Below are 25575 nucleotides of genomic sequence, written 5' to 3'. Positions count from 1 at the left end.
ATGGTAGGTTGAAAAGATTTTTTTAAGAGGTAAGAGAATGGAGAATGGATTAAAGAGGAAATCCCGAGGGGAATCGGGATTTTTTTCTTTATACTTTAAAAATGGCGAGTAGCCATAAACAGCTTTTTTAACGTTCTGTGGCTTGCTCTCAGTGGCGTTGTACCAACACCAAGCCATTACAAATATAACAAAACATTCCATTCAGCAGCGGATTTTCCGCAGGAAAATCCGGAAGTAGTCATTGAAGCAAACCGCTGTTAGCTGATGTTTTTTGATGAATATCTTCTTCGAGATAAATATTTTCTCACTTCATCTTCAATTTCATCTTTACTATATTTCGAGTTTATTTTTAAAATTAGATGAAAATGTTCTTCTCCGCGATTGTCTATTTCAGCAGTTATAACTCCAGGGAATGATAAAATACGATTCAATGATTTTTCAAGAGTTTCAAATGTACACAAGCCTTCTAAGCAAATATCAACTATATCTTTATCTTCAATACTATCGTAATGAAATAAACCAATATCATTTCTCCTTTTAGAAGAAATGTTGTTTGATAAAATTAATCTTCTTAAACTTTTAATTTCATCCATTATAAATTCTTGTTGAGAAACTTCTTTCGTGTCAATTTTTGCCACCTTAAACTCTCCAAAGTTTTTCAAAAAAGTACTGAAATTAGGGTCTTCAGATGCTTTTTTATGAGTACTTTTAATCTTTTCTGTTAGTTTAATTTTAAATTCTTTAATTTTATTAAATCTCAAATCTCTCGGATATTCAATATGTTCAATTGAAGAAGTGTCAAAGCTATATGGTGTTTTGTCATCCTTTATAATTATAGTAGGTTTATCAAAGGCTAAGCGCATTCCTAACTCAAACATAACATTTGGATTTCTACAACTTACATCGCAGATTACTATAGGATTATCATATAAATTTTGAACAATTCTTTTGTGAATTACACCAACATCATCTGCATTACTAACGATATTTGAATCAAATCCAGCTTCTTGAACACAAGACGAAATTATTTCCATAACATCAGACCAATGACTTTCAGAACAACCATCAATTGATGATATAGGCATAATTATACCGCATTTTAAATTTTGAGTTTCAGTAGTGTTTTTTTCCATGGTGTAGTTTAAAATATCAGCTAACTCGTTTATATGCGAAACTTTCGAACTAGTATCATGCCTTATTGGCAAGATAGGCGAAAGTTTTGCATGTTTTTGTTTTGTTTATTTTTTTACGAAATCAAATATAATAAAATATTTACAACTTTTAAAAACAAAAAAGGCTCACTTTCGTGAACCTAATTTTATCAATTCCAAATTATCCCGTTTTTTAAATCGTTATAACTTAATATTTCGTCTGTGTTTTCGAAGTTGAGGAGTATTAGTAATTCGTACAATTCCAATCGGTTAATGAGAATAATAAAATTGCTTTGCAACGTTGGTATTGGGATTTTCTTTTTGTAAATGGAGTGTTCGTATTCCTTTTCCCAATAGTCGATATCAATACGTTTTAAGTAGTTTGCAAACGCAATTAATTCGTCTTCGGTAAGGCTAAAGTTGAGGTTGTTGAAGGTTAATTGGTAATTGCCACAACCTTTCAAGAAAATCAGCATGCCGTTTTGGGTTTGTTTTAAAATGGAATAATTGCAACACATCGTTTTATTTTTTATTTCGTTTTCCCCACCAAATAAAGAATCCTGTAACTGGTAATGACGCGCAAACTAAACTAATAATCAACGCTAAAATCTTGCTCCAAATTCCGAAAATTGCGCCAATATGAATATCGTAATTTGCAGCAACTGCTTTTTCGCCCAAGTTTTTATCATGATGCGAATGTTGGTGCAATAATTCTCCCGAATTTTCATCAAAAATCAAACTGTGATTCACATGATACGAGTAGGAGAGTTGCTTCACAAACACATCATAATTCGGATGTTCGTGATCGTCTAAATGTTCGTAACCAAAATCCAAACTGTATTGAAACGCATCAGGATATAATTCTTCGACTTTTTTACCAATTTTATCTAACGTGTGTTCATCTCGCATTTCGATTGGAGCTTTGGTTTGAATGTGCGAAAAATCAGGATATGTAGTGCTTCCGCCCGAAAATACAAAGTATAAAATAGCTTGAATGAAGAAAAAAGCATAGAATAATCCCGTGAAGGCAACCACAAAAGCTAATGACGACACGTAAAATCCTAAGATATTGTGCAAATCGTAGTTTTTACGTTTCCAACTTTTTACGTTTTTCCAATTGAAAGCAAAGCGTTGTTTTCTGGCGTTTTTGTTTTTAGGCCACCATAAAATAATACCCGAAATCAACATGAAAACAAAAATCAGTGTTGGAATTCCGCATACATACGTTCCCCAATCGGTTTTCAGCATAAAACTGAAGTGAATGGATTTGATGATGTTGAAAAAATCTAAAGTTTCATCATAAACACCACGAATTTCGCCCGTAAACGGATTCACATAAACCGATTTATAAACTACATATTCTTCGTAAAAATTCCAACCTTCCGGATTTCTTTCGTAGTAATAGAAAATGTAGCTTCGGCTTTTATCAATAGGAACGGTTACCCAGTGAATTGGATATTTTTCATTAGTAAACGCATCTACTTTTTGCTCTAACACTTTAAGCGAAAGCGGTTGTTTGTTGGCAATATTTGCTTCGTGATGATAAATAGCATCTTTTCGAAGATAATTGGTGATTTCTTCCTGAAAAACATAAATCGCACCCGTAATCGAAATGATAAAAACGATTAAACCTGTTGATAAACCTAACCAAAGGTGTAATTTTCGAATGCCTTTTTTGAAACTTGATTTTTGCATGTGATTACGATAAAAACTCCCCACCGAAATGAGGAGCTTACTTTAAACTAAACAGAAAATAAACTAAAATTTATAAGTAACACCAGCGGTAATGCTGCGTAAACGTTGTGGCGTAACGGTTGACCAACCCGAATAATATTTCTCATTCAACATATTATTCAATTTTAATGTCACATTAAACTTGTCGTTGTCATACGATACAGCCGAATTTAAAACCGTGTAATCAGGTAAGGCGAAAGTTCCTGTGTTGGCTCTGTTTAAGGTTTTGTATTCGCTGGCGTAGTTACCACCAAAACCAATTCCGAAACCTTTTAATTGTCCTTCTGTTACCGTATAATTTGCCCATAAATTCACTAAAGTTTCTGGACCCGCTTCTTCTGGACGTAAGCCTAAATAACCATCGCCAGGAGATTCTTTTGTAACTTCAGCATCATTATGACTAAAACCTGCAATAACGTTTAATCCTTTAATTGGATTGGCAACGATGCTTACTTCAACACCTTTGCTTTCAACTTCACCACCTTGAATCGAGTTATTGATGTTGTTTGGATCAGTAATTACGCGGTCTTTCACTCTAATGTCATAATAACTCACCGAAGCCGAAATAATATCTTTGTACAAACTTGTTTTTAAACCTACTTCAAACTGGTTCGCTTGTTCTGGATCGAATTCTTTGATTCTTGGATTGCTTCCATCTAAATCGGCAACCGTTGTTGGAGCTACATTTTTAAATCCATTCATATAATTTCCAAAAACTGATACTTTGTTTTCTACTATTTGATATACGGCACCAAATTTTGGAGATAAAGCAACTTGACCTTCTGTTTCAATACCATCATATTGCGAAGTTTTTCCGTCGAAATAGTCCAAACGTAAACTTGCCATTACGGATAATTTATTGGTAACATTCAATACATCAGAAACGTATGCACTCATGATTTCTTGGTTGGCTTCTGTATTTCCGGCAAAACTTCCAATGGCATTATCTACACCGGCTTGTGTTAAAACTGTTGGGATTGGATTACCACCTAAATCAACACCGTTTGTATCGGTTCCATTAACTAACGATACAACTCCATAACCTGCCCAGCCCGTTCCTCCATTCAATAATCTCGAATTGTAATAATCCAATCCAGCTACTAAACGATTTCTCATGTTTCCGATTTTGAAATCTCCAATGAAATTTTGTTGGATATCGGTAGTGTAAAACGTTCCATCGGCTTTAGAAATGAATCTTGTGAATTCATCACCATTAGCAGAATCCCATAAATACTGATAGTAACCATTTGTTTTGGTTGAACTTTTAGATAAAACCGTTTGCGAAGTCCAATTGTTCGATAACTTATACAACGCTTGCATTTGCATGTTGAACGAATTGTTGTTCATGGTTAAATCATTTGAAGTAAAAGATTTTTTGTAGTTTTTGTCAAACAACTCCATTGAATCAAATGAAAGCGGTGAGTAGCGACTCAAGAAAATCATACTCGCTTTTGCTGAGGTATTTTTGTAAAATTCTGTGTTTACTAAGAAAGTCAATTTATCACTAACCTCATATTTTAAAGAAGGCGCTAAAAAGAATGAGTTTGAAAATCCTGCATCTTGAAATGATTCTTCTGTGGTGTAAGCCGAATTTACACGAACCGCAGCTTTATCATTAAGCGGAAGATTAACATCAGCAGTAACACGATTGCTTCCATAGGTTCCGTTGTTATAGCTGATTTCTCCACCAAATTGCTGATGCGGTTTTTTAGTTACTACGTTGATTAAACCACCATACGAAATCACGCTACTTCCAAATAATGTTCCTGAAGGACCTTTGATGACTTCGATGTTATCGATGTTAATTGGATCAATTGTAGTATTCGTTAAAGCGGGTAAACCATTTACCATTGAAGGTTGAACGGCAAAACCACGCATTGAATAATATTCTGCACCATCGCCATTACGACCTGTAGATTCCCAAAGTCGGGTTACACCTGTAGCGTTTTTAAGTGCTTCGTTAAAGTTGGTTACTACTTGCTCTTTTAAAAGATTAGCTGGAATAGAATTGTACACTTGTGGATTTTCAATATCCTTTAAAGGCATTTTAGAAACGGTTGTACTGCTTTCTTTTTTGTATTTGTTTTCTCTTAAGCCTTCAACGGTAACTTCTTTTAAAACTTTAGTTGAATCCACTTTTTCTTGACTAAAACCAAGTAGCGATGACAATAAAAGTGTTGATAATACTATTTTATTCATTTTATTTAGATTTAATTAAAATAATAAAGCAAAAATATTAAGTCGAAACGAAACAACAAAATTTATTTAGACTTATTTTAAATAATATTTTTAATGTGTTGATTTTGAAGACAAAACTTTTAAACACAGAAACTTTTAAACTTTCAACTAAAATTGTAACTTTGCACTCCAAAATAAATAACAGCTATGTTAGATAGATTACAATATGTAAAACAACGTTTTGACGAAGTATCAGATTTGATTATTCAGCCTGATGTAATTGCCGATCAAAAGCGTTATGTACAATTAAATAAAGAATACAAAGACCTTAAAGCTTTAGTAGATAAACGTGAAGAATACATTAATCTTGACGGAAATATTAAGGAAGCTAACGAAATTATTGCTGATGGTTCGGATGCCGAAATGGTAGAAATGGCTAAAATGCAATTAGACGAAGCTAAAGAACGTTTGCCTCAGCTAGAAGACGAAATCAAATATATGTTGATTCCTAAAGATCCAGAAGATGCGAAAAACGTTATGGTGGAAATCCGTGCTGGTACTGGAGGTGATGAGGCTTCTATCTTTGCTGGAGATTTGTACCGTATGTACACCAAATATTGCGATTCTAAAGGTTGGAGAACGTCTGTAGTAGATGTAAGTGAAGGAACTTCTGGAGGTTTTAAAGAGGTGATTTTTGAAGTTACAGGTGAAGATGTTTACGGAACTTTAAAATACGAAGCAGGAGTACACCGTGTACAACGTGTACCACAAACCGAAACGCAAGGTCGTGTGCACACTTCAGCAGCAACCGTAATGGTGTTGCCAGAAGCAGAGGAATTTGACGTACAAATCGACATGAACGACGTTCGTATCGACTTTTTCTGTTCGTCTGGTCCTGGAGGTCAATCGGTAAATACTACGAAATCAGCGGTTCGTATGACGCACATTCCAACAGGTTTGGTCGCGCAATGTCAGGACGAGAAATCGCAACATAAAAACAAAGACAAAGCGTTAACAGTTTTACGTTCGCGTTTGTACGAAATGGAATTGGCCAAAAAACAAGAAGAAGATGCGAAAAAACGTAATTCTCAGGTAAGTTCGGGTGACCGTTCGGCTAAAATTCGTACTTACAACTATGCACAAGGTAGAATTACCGATCATAGAATTGGTTTAAGTATTTTCGATTTAGATGGTTTCATGAACGGAAATCTTCACAAAATGATTGAAGAATTACAATTGGTAGCCAATACCGAAAAACTAAAAGAAAGCGAAGTTTTCTAAATGAAGAAAATAGAAGCTAGAACATAGAGAAAAGATGCTAAACAATAATTTGTTTGGCATTTTTTTTAAAACTTTGCGTCCCGAAACTTCGGGATTGCGAAAAACTTTGCGAACTTTGCGTTTAAACAACCAACAACAACACAATGACTACTGAACAACTAATTACCCAAATCCGAACTAAAAAATCATTTCTTTGCATAGGTTTGGATGTCGATTTGAATAAAATTCCCGAGCATTTATTGCAAACCGAAGATCCTATTTTCGAATTCAACAAATCGATTATTGATGCTACGCACGATTTGTGCGTGTCTTATAAACCAAACACTGCATTTTATGAAGCTTACGGAATTAAAGGTTGGCAATCGTTAGAAAAAACGATCAATTACATCAACGAGAAATATCCAGAAATCTTTACCATTGCAGATGCAAAACGTGGCGATATTGGTAATACTTCTTCGATGTATGCCCGCGCTTTTTTCAACGATTTAGATTTTGATTCGGTAACTGTTGCTCCTTATATGGGAAAAGATTCGGTAGAGCCGTTTTTAGCTTTTGAGGATAAGCACACGATTATGTTGGCGTTAACTTCAAATGAAGGTGCTTTTGATTTTCAAACGCAAAATGTAGAAGGAAAAGAACTGTATAAAGTAGTTTTAGAAACTTCAAAATCTTGGAAAAACGCTCATAATTTGATGTATGTAGTTGGCGCAACTAAAGCCGAATATTTCACAGAAATCCGAAAAATTGTTCCTGATAGTTTCTTATTAGTTCCAGGAGTTGGCGCTCAAGGCGGAAGTTTAGCTGAGGTTTGCAAATACGGAATGAACGCTAACGTTGGTTTGTTAATCAATTCTTCAAGAGGAATTATTTACGCTTCAAACGGAATGGATTTCGCTGAAAAGGCTAGGGAAGAAGCGTTGAAGTTGCAACAAGAGATGGAGGAGATTTTGGTTTCAAGTTCCAAGTTTCAAGTTTAATTTGAAAACTAAAATAACTTGAAACGTGAAACAAATATTTATTGACCAATTAGGAACCCAACACACTTTCGAAAAAACACCTTTACGAATCGTTTCGTTAGTGCCTTCGCAAACCGAATTGTTGTACGATTTAGGTTTGGAAGATAACATTGTTGGTATTACTAAATTCTGTGTGCATCCGTTTCATTTTAAAGCGACAAAGTCGATTGTTGGTGGAACTAAAACCATCAAATTTGATAAAATAAAAGCACTTCAGCCTGATATTATCATTTGTAATAAAGAGGAAAACACTAAAGAAATCGTAGAAGAATTATCGCAAATCTGTCCCGTTTGGGTAACCGATATTCTCACGATAGAAGACAATTTACAAATGATTCAAGATTTTGGTCAACTCTTCAATAAACGAACTGACGCTAGGAAATGGATAGATAAAATCAATTTTACTTACCAAGATTTTCAGCAATTTATCAAAGATAAACCAGTAAAGAAAGCTGCTTATTTTATTTGGGCCAATCTTTACGCATCATGCCAAAACGGTTTTTGTCGATGGCGAAATGTTTTCTTGGTACGGTAGCCGTTTGTTGAAAGCCTTTGATTATTTCAAATTATTACATTCCAAAATTTAAAAATTGTTCAACAACTAAATAGGTTGAAAAGCAGTACATTTGGCAAAATTTGAATTTTGATTTCCTACACAATTTATAAAAACGAAACCAGTACCGAATGGGTGACTTTTGTTCATGGAGCAGGAGGCAGTTCTTCTATTTGGTTCAAGCAAATTCGTGATTTTCAGAAGCATTTTAATGTATTGTTATTGGATTTGCGCGGTCATGGAAATTCAAAAGACCAATTAAAATCGGCACTCAAACAGAAATATACATTTAAAGCTATTGCGGAAGATATTGTTGAGGTAATCGATTTTTTAAAGATTGAAAGTTCTCATTTTGTTGGGATTTCTTTAGGTTCCATCGTTATTCGTCAATTAGCAGAAATGCATCCTGAACGCGTAAAAAGCATGATTTTAGGTGGCGCCATTTTAAAAATGAATTTCCGTTCGCAAGTCTTAATGCGATTGGGAAATACGTTTAAATATGTGTTGCCATATTTGGTATTGTATAAGTTTTTTGCCTTTGTGATTATGCCTAAAAAGAATCACAAACAATCGCGTTTATTGTTCATTAACGAAGCCAAGAAATTGTACCAAAAAGAATTCATCAAATGGTTCAAACTTACGGCTGAAATTAATCCCGTTTTACGTTGGTTCCGACAAAAAGAATTGAATATACCAACTTTATATGTTATGGGCGAAGAGGATTATATGTTTTTACCTTCGGTAAAGCAAGTCGTTGCCAATCATGTTAAAACCGCTGAACTTTTTATCATCCAAAATTGTGGACATGTGGTAAATGTTGAACAACCCGTTATTTTTAATGAAACGGTGATTGGGTATTTGAAGAAAAGGTAGGTAAATTTAAGTTTTTTCGACTTTTTAGAAGGTTTTCTTTTTTGCTGTTAGTATTGTATGTATATCAAATTCTGTTTCAGATGTTTTATACTTCACTTTAAAGATTTCTAGTTGGTCAAAATTAGATTTCTTGAGTTGCGTAATTAAGTCATCTAAATTATGATAATGAAAGTAAACTCGTCCACCACTACCAACTTTAAAATCAGATTCTTCAGGATTTCCTTCTACGAAACTCAAATATAGAAGTCCGTTTTCGTTTAATAAATCGTAAGAGCTTGAAATTAGTTCGTTGCTTTCTGTTGGTGATAAATAGGGTAAACAAAATCCAACGATAATTCCGTCATATTTTTTGTCAAGATTTTTGATTTCTCGGCTATCCATTACCGCGAAATTGGCTGTTGGATTATTTTTTTTAGCAAGTTCAATCATATTCGGAGCAATATCAATTCCGAAAATGTCAAAGTCAGGTCTTTGCGATAAAAGATATTTCGTAATATTTCCAGGACCACAACCAATTTCTAACAATTTTGCATTAGGCATTGCAATAGCCTTACAGATAAAGTCATAGGTGTCATTATACAAGTCTAAATTCATAAACTTGTCTTGGTACAGCGAAGCGATGTTATTCCAAGTGTCAAATGTTTCTCTATTTCTGTCCATTGTTTTAAATGTGTTGGGGCGGTTTAGGGGTTGGCGTAAGCTGTGAGCTTTGGAAGCGATTGTTTTTCTGTTAAAGATTAAATTTCTTGTGAAATGTAAATTTGTATTTACTGTAAAATTAGCAATTTTGTAAAACGACTGTTAATAGTAGTTTCTGTTTATTCCAATAACTTAGTGTCAAGAATTAATAGTTTATCCCAATATCCGTTTTTTAATTTAATTTTAGCGTAGTTTGATTTCTTTATTTTTTCAAAATTATATTTATGTACGTTAATAACAGTATGGTTTACTCCAATTTTTACTGTAATTTCATTTGCGCCTCTGTTTTTGCCCTCCTTTTTTTCAAGTATTAATGTAGTAATTTCATATTCTTTACTTTTTGATAAATGTTCATTTGTGAAAATGAAAACTGCTAAGAAAATAGAGCCATAAGTGAAAAATTTCTGAAAATAAATTTCTATGAATGAATAATCATTTTTTTTATATACTTTATCAATTTTGTATAATAATATTGTAAAAATTAATCCTATTACCGTAAACAATTTAAGTATGAAATCTAAACCAATTATAACAAAAAGGTTACATTGTCTTAATGAATAAAAGAAGCATAAACAGCCAAATAAGCCAAGAATTCCTTTCCAAATTAAAATTGAATTTTCTTTTCTCTTATCACTTTCTGAAAAATGATATTGTTGTTTATTTTTAATAAAAATGTTTTTCATTAAAAGTGTTCTAACTTATTTGTTTTTACTGTAAAATTCGCAATCTTGCAAAACAGCTGTTTCAAGAAGTTTTTATACATTTTTACGATTTAAAATTTCTTCAATTTGAGCTAAGTATTTTTCGGCTTTCTTAAAATTTTCATCATTTTTTCCAAAACCTATACCCATACCTCTTGGCAAATTTTGATCAATTTTTGCTTTTTCGGTGTAATAATTTACCAAAGTATTTAAAGCAGAAAGTTTAGCAGATATTTTTAAATTTTCAGCTTGTTTATTTAAAGATATGCTTTGTTGCTCTTGAACTTTGGTGGTTCTCACAAGTTCTTTTCTGTTCTCTTGGATTTCTTGTCTTTGCATTTTTAGTTCAGAACTTTGTAATAATATTGTTATAATAATTCCGCAAAATGCGAGTCCAGAAAATAGCGCATTAATTCCGCCAAACATATCACCAAATGTTCCTCTGCATTCAGCACTATAATCCTTAAGGTTGTGATATGTTGCAAACCATGATATAATCACAAATAAAATAGAAACTATGCTTATAATAGCTAAATGATTTTTCTTTAAAAACTTCATATAAAGATAAATGTTAGTTAAGATTGCTGCTAACTTGTTTATATGTCCTACTAAGTTACGCTTTCTCAAATATAAAAAATTAGTTACAAATTTCTACAAAAAAATCCCCAATTGCTTGAGGATTCTATTTATTTTTTATTCTTGCCTGAGTTAAATTTAAAACGTTCTACAGGGCTTTCGGGTTTTTGTTTTTTGTCGGAAGGTTTGCCTTGTCCAAATGGTTTTTTAGCAGGAGCGCCTTTTGGTTTAAAAGGTTTTTTCTCGCCTTCTTTTTTAAAATCGGGCTTTTTGTCTTCTTTGTAAAGTGGTGCTTTGTTTTTTGCTATTTGGTCTAAAACTTCTTTTGGGTTTTTAGGATCTTCTTTAGTTCCTCGCAAATGAATAACTAATCCGTTTAAGAAATTACGCAATAATTGGTCGCCACATTCCATAAAATTGGGATGGTCTTCGCTTCTAAATACGTTCGCTAATTCGCCTTTTGAAACTCTAAAATTAACCAAGTTTAAAATTTCAATAATTTGGTCATCACGTAATTGCAACGCTACGCGTAACTTTTTAAAAATATCGTTGTTATTCATTTGTATAAAATATTAGGTCAAAGATATCCATTTAAATTAAGATTTCTTATTTTTACCGCAAAGAAATAATGTATGGATAGTTACCAAGAAAAATTAAGTCTGTTACAAGAGATGATTGCTTTTGCTTTAATCGATGGTGAATTGCACGATAGAGAGTACGATTTTTTAGAAATGGTAGCCATGGAATTGGAAATAGAAAAACCTGTTTTTCATAAATTATTTGAGAACAGAGGTGAAGTTACCGTAATAAAAGATGAGTTTCATAGAATTTGTCAGTTTTATCGTTTGGCGTTATTAATGCATTGCGATGGTGTTTTGCACGAAGCTGAACAAATTAAAATCAACGAAATTGGAATCAACATGGGATTGAATCCGTATGCGATGAAACGCGTATTGAATTTAATGAAAAACTCCCCAAACCGAATGGTCGAGGGAGATGTTTTATTATCGGTTTTTACCGAGCAGCATAATTAATTTGCTGGAACTTCGTCGAAATTTACCATCCAATTTACACCAAATTTATCGGTAAACATTCCAAAATAAGCTCCCCAGAATGTTTTTTCCATTGGCATAATAATGTTTCCGCCAGCCGAAAGTCCGTTGAACAATTTATCAGCTTCTTCTTTACTGTCTGTATTGATAGATACGGAGAAATTATTTCCAAAAGTAACATCGCCACTAAACGAAGTACTATCACTCGCCATTAAAATGGTTTCTTTACTAATTGGTAAACTTACATGCATAATGCGATTGCCTTCTTCTTCGTTAGGAGGTGGACAATTTTCATCGGCTGGCATGTCTTTAAATCTACCCATATAGGTAAATTCGCCACCAAAAACCGATTTGTAAAAATTAAAAGCTTCTTCTGTATTACCATTAAAGGTAAGATATACGTTTACTGTTGCCATACTTTTTTGTTTAATGAATGATTACTTAAAAGTACAAAAAATATTTGAACTATATTTTCACCACATTGAAATATAAAAAAAGAGAGTGAACTAGCACTCTCTTTTTTTTTAGTTGTAGGTAATGCTAAAATTACCTTGCGAAATAGTCATGGTTTGAGAATTTCCTGTTGCAGTAAAATTAAAAGTACCTACAATTGTATTTCCAGAATGAGATGTAATGTTTATAGTACCACCAGTTGTTGTATAGTCAATATTTGAGTTATTATTGAATCCAGCATCATAATTGTTCCCATCAATAGTATGTGAGCCAACGGTTGCATTTTCAGGAATCATTATAGAATAAATACCGTAATCAGCACCTAGATTTGTATTGTATCCGTATACCACTATTTTATTAGCTTCGCTAACTTGTTGAATCATCAAGTACTTTCCATCACTATTATCTGTATCCATATTGAAAACACTGCCACTATTCAATTTCAATGACATGCTTCCGTTAGAATATAATTGTTGGCTAATAACTGTAATGTTACTAAAAGTACCGTTAGTAACGGATACTTCTGTTGCAGTGTCAAAACCAATTAAAGTTCCGCTAAAAGTTCCTGAAATTGTTCCATTGGCAATGTTATAAGAACTGATTGTTAATGTAAATGTTCCATCTGTTTCATCAGAACTATACAAGTCATCCATGGTGTTATAACTCAAATTTCCTTCAGCATCAAATCCATTATAAGTATAAGTTCCTACTGATAAATTCTGTAAAGGAATATTAATTGCTAACGATGAAGCGTTTGAAGCTGTACCCATAATTTGAAGTACACTACCGTTGATTTCATCAAAGTTAACAGATTGAACTGCTGCAATTGCTATGTTAGAGCGCCAATTTTGTCCATCAATTGTAGCGGTAATAGAACCAGTTAATGAATTTTCTTCAGAAGAAGAGTCGCTTGAACATGAGGTAAGTATTATAAAACAAGCGATAAGAGAAATAATTTTTTTCATTTTGTAATTTGTAATAATTGATTTTGATAAAAGTAAAAAATTAGGATTTATCTTGCAAATTTTTAATTCAAGTAACCTTTTCTACTATTTCATTTAGAATTTAATTTCCAAACTGATTTTCGTTGGCTTTAATGTAATCTACGATTAATGTAACGATGTCTTCTTCGGTTTCGTCTTCAAAGAATAATTCGTCAAGGTCTTCCCAACCAGAAATGATGTTTTCGTCTGCTTTTTCAATGAATGCTATTCTTTTTTCTACGTCAGGCGAATAGGTTTTAGCAGGAAATAAACCTAATGCTTTCGAAATCAATTCCGCTGTTTTAAACGCTTTAATTTCTTTGTATGATGTGATAACTTCTTCAGCAAAATCTCCTGCTTCTGAACTAAAGAAAAATTGAAAACCGCCTTCTCCCATAGCGCCTTCAAATAAATCTACAAAAACGAATACTTTTTCTTCATCGGTTAATGAAGAGAAATCTTCTGTTTCTTCTTTTTTCTGCCAAATGATTTCTCCAATAGCTTCAATGATTTTGATTTCGTCTTCTAATTTTAGAATGTTTTCAATTTTGCTCATGTGTTTCTTGATTAACGTTTTATATTCTTGTCATTCTGAACTTGTTTCAGAATCTAAATTCCTAATTTATTAACTGAGAAGCTGAAACGAGTTCAGCTTGACAAAGTATAGATTAAATTACAATTTTTCTTGTAATGCCTTTATATCATCACGTAATTTGGCTGCTTGCATAAAGTCTAATTCTTTTGCCGCTTTTTCCATTAATTTACGCATGTCTCTTATTTTCTTTTCTATTTCTGGTTTCGATAAGTACAAACTTTCAGGTTCGGCTGCTTTTAATGCTTCTTTTTCAAAATAACCAGTTGAAACCGAATTTCCTGTTAAAGCACTTCCTAAACTTTTATTCAATGCTTTTGGTTGCAGATTGTTTTCAGTATTATAGCGTGTTTGTTTTTCTCTTCGGTATGTGGTTTCATCAATAGTTTTTTGCATTGAAGCTGTAATTTTATCCGCATACATAATGGCTTTTCCATTCACATTTCGAGCGGCACGACCAACGGTTTGTGTTAACGAACGATGACTTCTCAAAAAACCTTCTTTATCAGCATCTAAAATCGCAACTAATGAAACTTCTGGTAAATCTAAACCTTCACGAAGTAAATTGACACCAATTAACACATCAAAAATACCTTTTCGTAAATCTTGCATGATTTCCACACGCTCCAAAGTATCAACATCAGAATGAATATAACGACAACGAATCGAAACTTTGGTTAAATATTTTGCTAATTCTTCTGCCATTCTTTTGGTTAATGTGGTAACCAAAACACGTTCATCGGCTTCGCATCGCAACTGAATTTCTTCAATTAAATCATCAATTTGATTGGCGCTTGGTCTAACTTCTATAATTGGGTCAAGCAATCCTGTTGGACGAATAACTTGCTCGACATAAACACCTTCTGTTTTCTGTAATTCATAATCTGCTGGAGTTGCTGATACATAAACGACTTGATTTTGCAACGCTTCAAATTCTTCAAACTTTAACGGACGATTATCCATTGCTGCAGGTAATCTGAAACCATATTCTACTAAGTTTTCTTTACGACTTCTATCGCCACCATACATAGCATGCACTTGCGAAATCGTAACGTGACTTTCATCAACTACCATCAAATAATCATCTGGAAAATAATCTAGCAAACAGAAAGGCCTGGTTCCAGGCTCACGACCATCTAAATAGCGCGAATAATTTTCAATTCCGGAGCAATAGCCTAATTCTCTAATCATTTCTAAATCGAAATTCGTTCGTTCTTCTAATCGTTTTGCTTCTAAATGTTTGCCAATTTCTTTAAAATAATCGACTTGTTTCACCAAATCTTGTTGGATGGCCCAAATGGCGTTTTGCAATACATCTGGTGAAGTCACGAACATATTTGCGGGATAAACCGTTAGTTTTTCATAACGTTCTAAAACCTGAGCTGTTCGTGCGTCAAATGCTTCAATTTCTTCAATTTCATCGCCAAAAAAGTGAATTCGGAATGGTTCATCTCCATAACTTGGAAAAATTTCCACAATATCACCTTTGATTCTGAAGTTTCCAGGATTAAATTCTGCTTCAGTTCTCGAATATAAACTTTGGACTAATTGATGCAGTAATTTGGTACGCGAAATTTGTTGACCTGCTTCTAAATTGATAACGTTTTTTTGGAATTCAACTGGATTTCCAATTCCGTACAAACACGAAACGGATGAAATTACAATAATATCTCTACGACCAGAAAGTAGGGCAGAAGTAGTACTTAAACGAAGTTTTTCTAATTCTTCATTAATGGATAAATCTTTCTCAATATAAGTTCCGGTAACGGGAATAAATGCTTCGGGTTGATAATAATCGTAGTAAGAAACGAAATATTGCACCGAATTATTTGGAAAAAACTGCTTGAATTCAGAATACAATTGCGCTGCAAGTGTTTTGTTATGTGCTAAAACTAAAGTTGGTTTTTGAACTTCTTGCACCACATTTGCTACAGTAAATGTCTTTCCAGAACCCGTAACTCCTAATAAAGTTTGGTATTTTTCACCATTTAAAATGCCTTTTGAAAGTTTTTCAATGGCTTGTGGTTGGTCACCAGTAGGTTTATAATCAGATACGACTTGGAATTTCATTTAAAGTACAAAGTGTAAAGTGTAAGGTACAAAGTTAGTTAAAGTGATACGACAAAAGAGTAAATTAGAAAGTAAAAAACTAGCTATTTGCTTTTTTTGTTTTAATACTAGCAATAGTAATCGCTAAAAGTTCTTTAGATTCTTTTAAAAGAGGTTCGAAAATGGTGGTATCTTCATTTTGAATTTTTGAAACTTCTTGAAGTAAATCTAAAAAGTAATTGCTTTCATCTACTTCTTCTTCAACTATTTTTAATTTATTGATGAAATCTGGAGTAGATTTAGCTCTTTGAGAAGCTCTGTAATTAGCTCCAACAGACGCAGAACATCTTATCAATTGGTTTACATAGGCATTATATTCTCTTGTTTTTGGTAATTTTGAACATAAAATCATACAATCAATAGCAAATTTACGAGTTCTTGCAACTAAGTTATTTTCCATGTTGTTGAAGTTAAAAGTGTAATTCAAAAATACTAATTAACTCATTTTTTTCATACTTTATACTTAGTATTTTTGACTTTGTACTTTGCTTAATCCCAACATTCCATTAACAACAAGTCGCCTTCTTTGTGTTCGATAGAAACAATACCATCATTAGCAACATGATTGCTACTTCCTGTTCGGTAACCTATGGTTAATTCTTCATTGTTTAATGGATAAAATAAGTTTTTAGTGATAATTCCTGATACTTTTCCTATAGGGATAAGTGATAAAGTGGTGTTTGCTGTATACCATTTTTCGTATTTATTTGGTAGCAAAAAAACTTTTGAATGATCGTCTAATACCACTATTTTTAATTGATTTCGATAGGCTACTATATTGGTTATATTGGTAATCGTATGATCGGCACGTTTTCCGGTTGCCCAAATTACATTCACCGCTTTATGTCCTTTTTCAATAAGATAATCAAAGGCTTTCTCTAAATCGGTTTTGTCTTGATTAGGTGTGTGAACAATTTCTAATGGATATTGTTTATCTAAATAATATTCTGGATTAAAACCTCTGTCAAAATCACCTAACAGAACATCTACTTTAATACCAAGTTCTAAAACGCGTTCGATGGCAGAATCTAAAACAATAACTAAAGGCGACCATTCTAATAATTGCCCAATAAGTTCTTCGCTACAAGAAGCACCATTAGCTATAATTAAAGCTGGTTCTTGGTCGTCGCGAACGATGTGGTGTGATGACATTTTATTTTTTTTGTTTCAAGTTTCAGGTTTCAAGTTTCAGGTTTGAATCTGCTCTTGTCTTTTATTGTACTAAATAATTTACGGTGTCAATTTCGGATAAATGAAAATAACCAAGTGGAAAATTATTACTATTTGTTGAATTGGTAATATTTCCTCTAACAGTTGCTGGCGGAGTTGCAAATGGATTTCCTGAACCACTTCCTGCTATAGAAATTAATTTATTCATATAATCGTGATAGCCTCTTGAAATTCCTTGAACGCTTAAGTCTAATGTAATTCCGGGTTCTGTTTCGCTACTTCCATAAAATCCAAACATTAGATTGCCTTGAAAGAATTCATCACTTACAGCACCAAATTCAGGAATTTGTTTGTTAGGATTTTTAACTCGCAACAAATAATAGTTTTCTTCTACACCATTATCTTGATAAAAATATTTTATTTGGATTTCATCCTCACCACTTATTCCGTCAACGGTTTCTTGTGTTACATTTAGAATATCGGGTGTTGGAAAAAGAGTATTCGATGCCGTGTAGATTTCACCATCATAAAGAATTTCTAAACGATAGGTTTCACCAATTACTGGTTGAAAGTTGTTACATACATAATTTTCAGTATTTGGAACCTGAACAAAATTGAAAACTACATCAGCACTATTCGTAACTGTAACGATTGCTCCATTTGCAGGAAGAACGTCATTGGTATAAAAATCATTTGTTAAGCTTAATTTTATGGTCTGATTTTCTCCAGTAGTTCCTTTTTCCCACTTAATAATGGCTTCAATTACTAGTTTAGGTTCTGCATTTGACAAATCTACATTTACGACTTCTTCGCAACTTGTAAATAAGGTTGTAGATAGTAAAAGAATGTATAAATAAATCTTTTTCATATGTTTAAGTTTTTATTTTTTATTGGTAACATATGGTATCGCCTTTTTAATCATTGGTGTTTGCTTGGGCAAACTTTTTTTAGTGGCGATTTCATAGTCTTAAAATTTAAAATTATAAGAAACCGATGGAACAATTCCAAAGATAGATAGTTTTACAGCTTCATTAACTCCTGTTTCATCATTTTGTCTGAAAGTGATAGAAGCTGCATTATAACGGCTGTAAAGATTGTATATTCCGAAAACCCATTCGCCTTTGAATTTTCTATTTTCATATTTTTTAGGAGTAAGCGTAGCCGATATATCCAAACGATGGTACGCAGGAAGTCGGTCTTCGTTTCTCGAATTATAACTAGGAACGGTTACGCCTTCAAATACGTATTTTCCTGTTGGGAATGTCACAGGTTGCCCAGATTGTAGGGTAAAACTAGCCCCAAAACTCCATTTTTTATTTAATTTATAGTTTCCTGTAACCGCTAAATTATGTGTTTTATCATAAGCTGAACGATACCAATTTCCGTTGTTGATACCAATTTCTGTGGGAGTTCTTCCTGGAGTTTGTTGTTCTGAACGCGATAAGGTGTAGGCTATCCAACCATTTAAACGGCCTTCGTTTTTACGAAACATCATTTCTAAACCATACGAGCGCATTCTTCCGTTTAGAATTACTTGTTCAATGGCTTCATTGGCAATTAAATCGGCGCCATCAATATAATCGATTCGGTTTTTTACTTTTTTGTAATAGGTTTCCACTTCTAAAGTATAATCTCCGTCTTTAAAATTTTTGAAATATCCAATTGCAATTTGGTCTGCTAGTTGAGGTTTAATGTAATTATCACTAGGAGTCCAAACATCTAATGGAGTAGGAGATTGCGTATTAGAAATTAATTGCATGTATTGTACCATTCGATTGTAACCCGCTTTTACAGATTGGTTTTCATCAATTTCGTACGAGATGGTAAATCGAGGTTCAAAATTAGAGTAATCGGCAATTTTTTTATTTGAACCAAAATATTCGCTACTTATTGGAGTTGCTTTTTCATAGATTTTTAAATCTTCATTATACAAAACCGGTTGGTTGTTATCGTAGTAATTTATAGTTGATGCTCCAACGCGATAAAACGAACTAAAACGCAAACCTGCCATTACTGAAATTTTATCAGTTAAGTTGTGCTCTATATCGGCATACAAGCCATTTTCAAAAGCATATTTTTTATCTAATTGTCTGTAATTGATTGAAGAATTCTCATCTAAAGGTTCGATTGTTCCTGGATTGATGTCGTATTTTGTAACATTAACTCCAAAATTGAACTTTGTTTTTTCGGAAGCGTAATATTTAAAATCATATTTCAAATTGTAATTTTCGATGGTAGATTCCCAATTAAACCCAATGAAATCCAATTCTAATCCGTAAAAGTAGTTACTGTAAATAAGTGATAAGTTAGAAAAAAGTTTATCTGAAAACAGATGATTCCATCTCATATTCAATGTAGAATTTCCGTAAATATTTCTAAAAGACTCGCTCAAATTGAAAATATCACGTCCAAAATAACCTGATAGGTAAAAGTTGTTGTTTTCGTTAAGTTTGTAATTTAATTTGGTATTCAAATCATAAAAGTATGCCGAATTTTTATTATCAGTTAATTTTAAAAACAGATGGGCATACGAACCTCTTCCAGCAACAAGGAAAGAACCTTTATCTTTTACAATTGGACCTTCAGCTAATAAACGGCTAGAAATCAATCCAATTCCTCCGTTCATGCTAAATTTATTACTATTTCCGTCTTTTTGATACACATCTAAAACGGATGCTGCTCTTCCTCCAAAACGAGAAGGAATTCCGCCTTTATATAATTTTAAATCTTTAATCGCATCCGCATTAAAAACCGAAAACAGTCCGAAAACATGTGAAGTATTATAAAGCGTAGCTTCATCTAAAAGAACCAAGTTTTGGTCAGCGCCACCGCCACGAACATTAAATCCTGATTGCCCTTCGCCAGCATTCGTAACTCCAGGTAAAAATAAAAGCGATTTTATAATATCAACTTCGCCCATTAAAACTGGCATTTGTTTAATGGTGCTAATGGCCAGTTTATTAACACTCATTTCGGGTTTTTTAATGTTGGTTTTATAAGCGTTTTCAGTAATTACAACTTCTTTTAGTTCTTGTTTGCTTTCTTTTAAACTGAAATTTTTCTTCGAATTTTGATTAATTTCTATTTTTTCAGAAATGGTTTCAAATCCAACATAACTAATTTGAATCGTGTAATCTCCTTTTGGTAAAGTAATGGAATAAAAACCGTATTCATTTGTGTAAGCGCCAATATTTAACTCGGAAACATAGACGGAAACACCAATTAAAGTTTCGTTATTACTGACATCAGAAACAGTTCCGCTTAGGGTTACTTTTTCTTGCCCGAATCCTAAAAGTGAAAAAAAGAATAAAAACAGATAAAGTTTTAGTTGTAGCCTCATTTCGGTATAGATTTTGTACAACAAATTTCACAAAAAAAAAAGGCAATAGTTTAAAACATATGTTAATTTGTAAACAAAAATCATTAATTGTTTTAAATTTACCTTTTCCAAATTAAAACTAATGAAAAATAGAATACTAATTTTAATTTTTCTTCTACAAGTAACTACGATTTTAGCTCAAAAAGAGAATCCTTTTAAGAGTGCTAAATTAAAGTTGAATTGGGATGAACCTTCAAAGGTAGAAACGAATCAAAATACCATTAGCCTACCCTATAAAAGTATTTTTGATAAAAATGATGATTATTTAAAAAGATATTCGATTTTGAATCAGAAGAAAGGTGATGAAAGTGTAATGGTTCAAAAAAGTGAATTTAAAAATCCAGGTGAAGAAATAAAAAAGAAATTAAACAATCAGGACAAAGAAATTAAGCCAGAGTATCGTTCCAATCAGTTTTTAGGGGAGTTTCGCTTAATGACGAAGTATGTTAAAGTGGTTTGTCGTGATCACGAATATCCAGATGGTGACCGAGTTCGATTATTGGTAAATGATAAAACTTTGATTTATGAAATATTGCTTGAAGCCGCTCCAAAAGAATACTACATTGATATTTCAGATGGTTTTAATAAATTGGATTTTGTTGCTTTAAATCAAGGTTCATCTGGGCCAAATACCGCAGCTTTTAGTGTTTTTGATGATGCTGGAAGATTAATTACTTCAAACGAATGGAATTTGACTACAGGAATTAAAGCTTCTATTGTAGTTATAAAAGAAGAATCAAAAAAATAAGAATAAAAAAGCGACTTAAATTTTAAGTCGCTTTTTTTATTTAGTTTAAAAATCTTAGTTCAATTTCGCTAAGATTGTATTTAATGTTTCACTTGGACGCATTGCTTTCTCAGTTAATTCAAAACTTGGGTGATAATAACCTTCAATTTTTTGTGCTTTACCTTGAGCTGCAATTAATTCTGCATCTATTTTAGCTTCGTTAGCAGTCATTGCTTCTGCAATAGGAGCAAATGTTGCTTTTAATTCCGCATCTTTAGTTTGGTTTGCTAAAGCTTGTGCCCAGTAGAAAGCTAAATAGAAATGAGAACCTCTGTTATCAATTCCACCTACTTTTCTTGCTGGTGATTTGTCTTCAGCTAAGAATTTTGCATTTGCTTCATCTAAAGTGTCTGCTAAAACTTGCGCTTTTGCATTGTTTTGTGTTTGTGCTAAATGTTCTAAAGAAGCTTGTAATGCTAAGAATTCACCTAACGAATCCCAACGTAAATAACCTTCTTCAATAAATTGCTCTACGTGTTTTGGAGCAGAACCACCAGCGCCTGTTTCGAACAATCCACCACCGTTCATTAATGGAACAATTGATAACATTTTAGCCGAAGTTCCTAATTCTAAAATTGGGAATAAATCAGTTAAATAATCACGTAAAACGTTTCCAGAAACTGAAATTACATCTTTTCCTTGACGGATGATTCGTAATGTTTCTTTCATAGCATCTTTTACATCCATAATACGAATGTCTAAGCCCGTTGTATCGTAATCTTTTAAGTATTTCTCAACTTTTTTGATGATTTCTCTATCGTGCGCTCTGTCTTTGTCTAACCAGAAAATAGCTGGAGTATCAGATAATCTTGCTCTGTTTACCGCTAATTTAACCCAATCCTGAATAGGAGCATCTTTTACCTGGCACATTCTGAAAATGTCTCCTGCTTCTACTTTTTGAGATAATAAAACGTTTCCGTTTTCGTCTTCCACGTTAACTGTTCCGTTTTCTTTTAATTGGAATGTTTTATCGTGAGAACCATATTCTTCTGCTTTTTGAGCCATTAATCCAACATTTGGTACTGAACCAATTGTTTTAGGATCTAAAGCGCCATTTTGTTTCATTTCATCAATACAAGCCGAATAGAAACCAGCGTAAGAACGGTCTGGAATAATAGCGATTGTATCTTCTTCTTTTCCTTCTGCATTCCACATTTTTCCTCCACTTCTTGCTAAAGCAGCCATAGAAGCATCAACAATTACGTCAGAAGAAACGTGGAAGTTAGTAATTCCTTTTTCTGAATTCACCATAGCTACTCTTGGTCCGTTAGCTAAAGCATCAGCAATTGCTTGTTTGATTTCAGCTTCTTGAGGAATTCCAGCAATTTTATTGTATAAATCTTGTAATCCGTTGTTTGGATTGATATCTAATGAATTGAATAAGTCTGCATATTTTGTATAAACATCAGTAAAGAAAGTTTCAACAATAGCTCCAAAAATAATTGGATCAGAAACCTTCATCATGGTTGCTTTTAAATGCGCAGAAAGCATTACGTTTTTCGCTTTAGCTTCAGCAATAGTTGCTTTAGCAAATTGTTTTAAAGCATTCAAGTTCATTACTGAACTATCAATAATTTCTCCAGCTTTTAAATTTGAAAAATCTTTTAAAACCGTAGTTGCTCCATTGTCTGAATTGAAAACGATTCTGAATTTTCCATCTTTTTCAACAGTTGTAGAGTTTTCTGTTCCGTAGAAATCACCTGAATTCATGTGAGCCACTTCCGTTTTACTATCAGCAGCCCAAGTTCCCATGCGGTGAGGATTAGCCTTAGCATAGTTTTTAACCGCTTTTGGCGCTCTTCTGTCTGAGTTTCCTTCACGTAATACTGGATTTACAGCCGAACCTAAAACTTTAGCATATCTAGCTTTGATTTCTTTTTCAGTATCGTTTTGTGGCTCTTCTGGGTAGCTAGGAATATTGAATCCTTGAGATTGTAATTCAGCAATCGCTTCTTTTAATTGAATTACTGAAGCTGAAATGTTAGGTAATTTAATAATGTTAGCTTCTGGAGTGTTTGCTAATTGTCCCAGTTCGGTAAGCGCGTCACCTACTTTTTGGTCTTCTTTTAAGAATTCTGGAAAGTTAGCTAAAATTCTGCCTGCTAATGAAATATCTCTAGTTTCTATAGTAATATCAGCAGGTTTAGTAAAGGCTTTTACAATAGGTAAAAACGAATGTGTTGCCAACATAGGCGCCTCATCCGTAATGGTATACATTATTTTAGATTGATTGGACATGAATGTTATGTGTTTGTTTGAATATAATTTGTAAAATCTGCCAAATATAGAAAATTTGAAAGAAATAATGGAGCGATTTTGCTTAAATCTTGAATAAAATTCAATAAAAAAAGCCACAACAATGTTGCGGCTTTTTATACTTGAGAAAGTACAAATTAGTTTTTGTATCTTCTTTCTTTGATTTTTGCTTTTTTACCAGTAAGATCTCTAAAGTAGAAGATGCGAGCTCTACGTACTTTACCTCTTTGGTTCACTTCAATTTTTTGTAAAGCTGGCATGTTAACTGGGAAGATACGCTCAACACCAACAGATCCAGACATTTTACGAATTGTAAAAGTTTCAGTAGCTCCAGCTCCTCTTCTTTGGATTACAACTCCTTTGAAGAACTGAGTTCTAGTTTTTTCACCCTCTTTAATTTCGTAGTACACAGTGATTGTATCACCAGCACCAAACTCAGGGAAATCATTTTTTGCAACTAATTCGTTATTTACGAAATCAACTAAATTTGACATAGTTTTAATTATAAATGTTTGATTCAAAGCAACATACACGTCTATCGCCAGAGGTTGATTCAAAGTGGGTGCAAATTTAAGAAAATAAATTAAATAATTAACAAATTATACTTGATAATTTTCTTTCAGATACTAATTTTACTCTTCTAATAAATCAGGTCTTCTTTTTTTGGTATGTTCATACGCCATATCTTCACGCCATTTTTCAATTTTTCCGAAATTCCCACTCAATAACACATCCGGAACTTTCAATCCTTTGTATTCGGCAGGACGAGTATAAATAGGTGGCGACAATAAATTATCTTGAAAACTATCCGTCAAAGCCGAAGTTTCATCACTTAAAACTCCCGGAATTAATCGAATAATCGCATCGCAAAAAACAATAGCGCCAATTTCTCCGCCACTCAACACATAATCGCCAATCGAAATTTCTCGTGTAATGTGCATATCACGCACACGTTGGTCTACTCCTTTGTAATGTCCACACAAAATCATGATGTTTTCGTACATCGAAATGGAATTTGCCATTTTTTGATTCAGCGTTTCCCCGTCAGGTGTCATATAAATAATTTCGTCGTAAGTTCTCTCGCTTTTTAGTTTCGAAATACAATCATCGATAGGTTGCACCATCATTACCATACCAGCACCACCACCAAACTGATAATCGTCTACACTTCGCTGTTTGTTCGTCGTGTAATCTCTTAAGTTGTGAAAATGGACTTCGACCAATCCTTTTTGGATGGCACGTTTCATTATGGAAGCCTCAAACGGACTTCGCATTAATTCGGGTAAAACGGTAATAATATCAATTCGCATGCTGCAAAGATAGTAGATTATTTTTTAGTTGCCGAAAGCGAATACACCATTGGAATTTTGTTTTCTAAATGTTTGATTCGGAATTTTTTTTCCGAACCTTCGGAATCAAATTCTTCGGTTTGATTGAAACAATTATAAGGAGAATAATCAAACTCGTTAAAACAATTAATCTCTAATCCGTTTGAAATCAAAGCGTTTAAAACTTCCGAAATAGGATGATTCCATGTAATAGTTGTTGTGTTGAGAGCTGCTTCTTTATTAGCGTAAGTTCCTTCAGCTTCCTCTAAAATAGGTTCTATATTAAAATAATTATAAAAAACTTCTTTGAAATCGTTATCAAACATCCAAACCACAGGATGAAATTCGGCAAAGACAAATTTTCCTTCAGGTTTTAAGAAATGTGAAACTATTTTAGCCCATTTATCCAAATCAGGAAACCAACCAATTGTGCCATAACTTGTAAAAACAACATCAAATTTTTCGTCTAAATGATTTGGTAAATCATAAATATCGCAACAAACAAAAGTAGCATCTAAACCTATTTTTTTATTGATTTCTCTTGCTCTTTCAATGGCTTTGTCTGATAAATCTACACCTGTTGCTTTTGCGCCCATTCTTGAAAAAGTCATCGTGTCTTGACCAAAATGACATTGTAAATGCAATACTTTTTTGCCAGAAACATCGCCAAGTAAATCTAGTTCAATCGAATTTAAGGTTGATTT

The 25575-nt window shown here is 33.0% G+C and carries 26 protein-coding genes and 1 pseudogene; 6 read left to right on the top strand and 21 right to left on the bottom strand.

All coding sequences use genetic code 11. The features are described from left to right. From L6Q46_RS05190 to L6Q46_RS05170, 5 genes are all read right to left on the bottom strand, one after another. On the bottom strand, nucleotides 1–201 hold a 201-nt coding region (locus L6Q46_RS05190), incomplete at its 3' end, for a hypothetical protein (RefSeq protein ID WP_291283415.1). Nucleotides 202–257: 56 nt separating this feature from the next. Beyond that, entirely contained in the window at nucleotides 258–1205 is a 948-nt protein-coding gene (locus L6Q46_RS05185; RefSeq protein WP_291283414.1) for a hypothetical protein, read from the bottom strand. A 116-nt stretch (nucleotides 1206–1321) separates the two neighbouring features. Beyond that, entirely contained in the window at nucleotides 1322–1669 is a 348-nt protein-coding gene (locus tag L6Q46_RS05180; protein WP_291283413.1) for a DUF6686 family protein, read from the bottom strand. A 4-nt stretch (nucleotides 1670–1673) separates the two neighbouring features. Then, a complete protein-coding gene (locus L6Q46_RS05175; RefSeq protein ID WP_291283412.1) occupies nucleotides 1674–2846 on the bottom strand; it encodes a PepSY-associated TM helix domain-containing protein in 1173 nt (390 codons plus the stop codon). A gap of 63 nt (nucleotides 2847–2909) precedes the next feature. After that, nucleotides 2910–5084, bottom strand: coding sequence for a TonB-dependent receptor (locus L6Q46_RS05170; protein WP_291283411.1), 2175 nt, complete (start codon nucleotides 5082–5084; stop codon nucleotides 2910–2912). Nucleotides 5085–5270: 186 nt separating this feature from the next. Here L6Q46_RS05170 and prfA point away from each other — a divergent pair, with 186 nt between their 5' ends. The 4 genes and pseudogenes from prfA (at nucleotide 5271) to L6Q46_RS05150 (ending at nucleotide 8786) form a co-directional block, all read left to right on the top strand. Next, nucleotides 5271–6344, top strand: a complete 1074-nt coding sequence (prfA, locus tag L6Q46_RS05165; protein ID WP_026725104.1) for a peptide chain release factor 1 — start codon at nucleotides 5271–5273, stop codon at nucleotides 6342–6344. Between the two features lie 143 nt (nucleotides 6345–6487). Further along, a complete protein-coding gene (pyrF, locus tag L6Q46_RS05160; protein ID WP_291283410.1) occupies nucleotides 6488–7321 on the top strand; it encodes an orotidine-5'-phosphate decarboxylase in 834 nt (277 codons plus the stop codon). A 25-nt stretch (nucleotides 7322–7346) separates the two neighbouring features. Beyond that, nucleotides 7347–7947, top strand: a pseudogene (locus L6Q46_RS05155) (helical backbone metal receptor). 56 nt (nucleotides 7948–8003) lie between these two features. Continuing rightward, complete coding sequence (locus tag L6Q46_RS05150) at nucleotides 8004–8786, top strand: alpha/beta hydrolase (protein ID WP_291283409.1); 783 nt, start codon at nucleotides 8004–8006, stop codon at nucleotides 8784–8786. Nucleotides 8787–8810: 24 nt separating this feature from the next. Here the strand turns inward: L6Q46_RS05150 and L6Q46_RS05145 are convergent, their stop codons facing one another. The 4 genes from L6Q46_RS05145 to L6Q46_RS05130 form a co-directional block, all read right to left on the bottom strand. Next, the gene (locus tag L6Q46_RS05145; RefSeq protein WP_291283408.1) at nucleotides 8811–9446 is read right to left on the bottom strand and encodes a class I SAM-dependent methyltransferase; all 636 of its coding nucleotides are present in this window, start codon (nucleotides 9444–9446) and stop codon (nucleotides 8811–8813) included. A 158-nt stretch (nucleotides 9447–9604) separates the two neighbouring features. Then, the gene (locus tag L6Q46_RS05140; RefSeq protein WP_291283407.1) at nucleotides 9605–10168 is read right to left on the bottom strand and encodes a hypothetical protein; all 564 of its coding nucleotides are present in this window, start codon (nucleotides 10166–10168) and stop codon (nucleotides 9605–9607) included. A gap of 72 nt (nucleotides 10169–10240) precedes the next feature. Beyond that, complete coding sequence (locus tag L6Q46_RS05135) at nucleotides 10241–10744, bottom strand: hypothetical protein (RefSeq protein ID WP_291283406.1); 504 nt, start codon at nucleotides 10742–10744, stop codon at nucleotides 10241–10243. A gap of 128 nt (nucleotides 10745–10872) precedes the next feature. Beyond that, nucleotides 10873–11322 (bottom strand): DUF1456 family protein, encoded by a 450-nt coding sequence (locus L6Q46_RS05130; protein WP_111567478.1) that lies wholly within the window; start codon nucleotides 11320–11322, stop codon nucleotides 10873–10875. A gap of 72 nt (nucleotides 11323–11394) precedes the next feature. Between L6Q46_RS05130 and L6Q46_RS05125 the strand changes: the two genes are divergently transcribed. Next, nucleotides 11395–11796, top strand: coding sequence for an excinuclease ABC subunit B (locus tag L6Q46_RS05125; protein ID WP_291283405.1), 402 nt, complete (start codon nucleotides 11395–11397; stop codon nucleotides 11794–11796). Here L6Q46_RS05125 and L6Q46_RS05120 read toward each other — a convergent pair. From L6Q46_RS05120 to L6Q46_RS05085, 8 genes are all read right to left on the bottom strand, one after another. Beyond that, nucleotides 11793–12230: a VOC family protein gene (locus L6Q46_RS05120; RefSeq protein WP_291283404.1), complete on the bottom strand. Its 438-nt coding sequence runs from the start codon at nucleotides 12228–12230 to the stop codon at nucleotides 11793–11795. The two genes, L6Q46_RS05125 and L6Q46_RS05120, sit on opposite strands and share 4 nt — an antisense overlap. Nucleotides 12231–12338: 108 nt before the next feature. Further along, nucleotides 12339–13232, bottom strand: a complete 894-nt coding sequence (locus tag L6Q46_RS05115) for a DUF6252 family protein (RefSeq protein ID WP_291283403.1) — start codon at nucleotides 13230–13232, stop codon at nucleotides 12339–12341. A 100-nt stretch (nucleotides 13233–13332) separates the two neighbouring features. Then, complete coding sequence (locus L6Q46_RS05110) at nucleotides 13333–13806, bottom strand: DUF4375 domain-containing protein (protein WP_111567482.1); 474 nt, start codon at nucleotides 13804–13806, stop codon at nucleotides 13333–13335. 117 nt (nucleotides 13807–13923) lie between these two features. After that, nucleotides 13924–15912 (bottom strand): excinuclease ABC subunit UvrB, encoded by a 1989-nt coding sequence (gene uvrB / locus L6Q46_RS05105; RefSeq protein WP_291283402.1) that lies wholly within the window; start codon nucleotides 15910–15912, stop codon nucleotides 13924–13926. Between the two features lie 79 nt (nucleotides 15913–15991). Then, nucleotides 15992–16351, bottom strand: coding sequence for a four helix bundle protein (locus tag L6Q46_RS05100; protein WP_291283401.1), 360 nt, complete (start codon nucleotides 16349–16351; stop codon nucleotides 15992–15994). 89 nt (nucleotides 16352–16440) lie between these two features. Continuing rightward, nucleotides 16441–17103 (bottom strand): thiamine diphosphokinase, encoded by a 663-nt coding sequence (locus tag L6Q46_RS05095; RefSeq protein ID WP_291283400.1) that lies wholly within the window; start codon nucleotides 17101–17103, stop codon nucleotides 16441–16443. Nucleotides 17104–17164: 61 nt separating this feature from the next. Further along, nucleotides 17165–17989, bottom strand: a complete 825-nt coding sequence (locus L6Q46_RS05090) for a DUF4249 family protein (protein WP_291283399.1) — start codon at nucleotides 17987–17989, stop codon at nucleotides 17165–17167. 99 nt (nucleotides 17990–18088) lie between these two features. After that, on the bottom strand, nucleotides 18089–20461 hold the full coding sequence (locus L6Q46_RS05085) for a TonB-dependent receptor (RefSeq protein ID WP_291283398.1): 2373 nt from the start codon (nucleotides 20459–20461) through the stop codon (nucleotides 18089–18091). A 121-nt stretch (nucleotides 20462–20582) separates the two neighbouring features. On the opposite strand from L6Q46_RS05085, the gene L6Q46_RS05080 reads away from it, so the two are divergent. Then, entirely contained in the window at nucleotides 20583–21248 is a 666-nt protein-coding gene (locus L6Q46_RS05080) for a hypothetical protein (protein ID WP_291283397.1), read from the top strand. Between the two features lie 54 nt (nucleotides 21249–21302). Here L6Q46_RS05080 and L6Q46_RS05075 read toward each other — a convergent pair whose 3' ends face one another. The 4 genes from L6Q46_RS05075 to L6Q46_RS05060 all read right to left on the bottom strand — a co-directional run. Further along, nucleotides 21303–23525: an NADP-dependent isocitrate dehydrogenase gene (locus L6Q46_RS05075; RefSeq protein ID WP_291283396.1), complete on the bottom strand. Its 2223-nt coding sequence runs from the start codon at nucleotides 23523–23525 to the stop codon at nucleotides 21303–21305. Nucleotides 23526–23680: 155 nt separating this feature from the next. After that, on the bottom strand, nucleotides 23681–24037 hold the full coding sequence (rplS, locus tag L6Q46_RS05070; RefSeq protein ID WP_291283395.1) for a 50S ribosomal protein L19: 357 nt from the start codon (nucleotides 24035–24037) through the stop codon (nucleotides 23681–23683). A gap of 138 nt (nucleotides 24038–24175) precedes the next feature. Continuing rightward, nucleotides 24176–24853: a tRNA (guanosine(37)-N1)-methyltransferase TrmD gene (trmD, locus tag L6Q46_RS05065; protein WP_291283394.1), complete on the bottom strand. Its 678-nt coding sequence runs from the start codon at nucleotides 24851–24853 to the stop codon at nucleotides 24176–24178. A 17-nt stretch (nucleotides 24854–24870) separates the two neighbouring features. Continuing rightward, nucleotides 24871–25575, bottom strand: a 705-nt coding sequence (locus L6Q46_RS05060) for a class I SAM-dependent methyltransferase (protein ID WP_291283393.1), incomplete at its 5' end; no start/stop codon positions are given.

This window comes from Flavobacterium sp., from assembly GCF_023151265.1.
GTDB lineage: Bacteria > Bacteroidota > Bacteroidia > Flavobacteriales > Flavobacteriaceae > Flavobacterium.
This window is presented reverse-complemented; position numbering and strand designations above follow the sequence as displayed.

Bases quoted from the DNA above. Each gene is read 5' to 3' on its own strand.
- L6Q46_RS05180 (WP_291283413.1), bottom strand. From the start codon at position 1,669: ATGTGTTGCAATTATTCCATTTTAAAACAAACCCAAAACGGCATGCTG.
- L6Q46_RS05175 (WP_291283412.1), bottom strand. From the start codon at position 2,846: ATGCAAAAATCAAGTTTCAAAAAAGGCATTCGAAAATTACACCTTTGG.
- L6Q46_RS05170 (WP_291283411.1), bottom strand. From the start codon at position 5,084: ATGAATAAAATAGTATTATCAACACTTTTATTGTCATCGCTACTTGGT.
- prfA (WP_026725104.1), top strand. From the start codon at position 5,271: ATGTTAGATAGATTACAATATGTAAAACAACGTTTTGACGAAGTATCA.
- pyrF (WP_291283410.1), top strand. From the start codon at position 6,488: ATGACTACTGAACAACTAATTACCCAAATCCGAACTAAAAAATCATTT.
- L6Q46_RS05145 (WP_291283408.1), bottom strand. From the start codon at position 9,446: ATGGACAGAAATAGAGAAACATTTGACACTTGGAATAACATCGCTTCG.
- L6Q46_RS05140 (WP_291283407.1), bottom strand. From the start codon at position 10,168: ATGAAAAACATTTTTATTAAAAATAAACAACAATATCATTTTTCAGAA.
- L6Q46_RS05135 (WP_291283406.1), bottom strand. From the start codon at position 10,744: ATGAAGTTTTTAAAGAAAAATCATTTAGCTATTATAAGCATAGTTTCT.
- L6Q46_RS05130 (WP_111567478.1), bottom strand. From the start codon at position 11,322: ATGAATAACAACGATATTTTTAAAAAGTTACGCGTAGCGTTGCAATTA.
- L6Q46_RS05125 (WP_291283405.1), top strand. From the start codon at position 11,395: ATGGATAGTTACCAAGAAAAATTAAGTCTGTTACAAGAGATGATTGCT.
- L6Q46_RS05120 (WP_291283404.1), bottom strand. From the start codon at position 12,230: ATGGCAACAGTAAACGTATATCTTACCTTTAATGGTAATACAGAAGAA.
- L6Q46_RS05115 (WP_291283403.1), bottom strand. From the start codon at position 13,232: ATGAAAAAAATTATTTCTCTTATCGCTTGTTTTATAATACTTACCTCA.
- L6Q46_RS05110 (WP_111567482.1), bottom strand. From the start codon at position 13,806: ATGAGCAAAATTGAAAACATTCTAAAATTAGAAGACGAAATCAAAATC.
- uvrB (WP_291283402.1), bottom strand. From the start codon at position 15,912: ATGAAATTCCAAGTCGTATCTGATTATAAACCTACTGGTGACCAACCA.
- L6Q46_RS05100 (WP_291283401.1), bottom strand. From the start codon at position 16,351: ATGGAAAATAACTTAGTTGCAAGAACTCGTAAATTTGCTATTGATTGT.
- L6Q46_RS05095 (WP_291283400.1), bottom strand. From the start codon at position 17,103: ATGTCATCACACCACATCGTTCGCGACGACCAAGAACCAGCTTTAATT.
- L6Q46_RS05090 (WP_291283399.1), bottom strand. From the start codon at position 17,989: ATGAAAAAGATTTATTTATACATTCTTTTACTATCTACAACCTTATTT.
- L6Q46_RS05085 (WP_291283398.1), bottom strand. From the start codon at position 20,461: ATGAGGCTACAACTAAAACTTTATCTGTTTTTATTCTTTTTTTCACTT.
- L6Q46_RS05080 (WP_291283397.1), top strand. From the start codon at position 20,583: ATGAAAAATAGAATACTAATTTTAATTTTTCTTCTACAAGTAACTACG.
- L6Q46_RS05075 (WP_291283396.1), bottom strand. From the start codon at position 23,525: ATGTCCAATCAATCTAAAATAATGTATACCATTACGGATGAGGCGCCT.
- rplS (WP_291283395.1), bottom strand. From the start codon at position 24,037: ATGTCAAATTTAGTTGATTTCGTAAATAACGAATTAGTTGCAAAAAAT.
- trmD (WP_291283394.1), bottom strand. From the start codon at position 24,853: ATGCGAATTGATATTATTACCGTTTTACCCGAATTAATGCGAAGTCCG.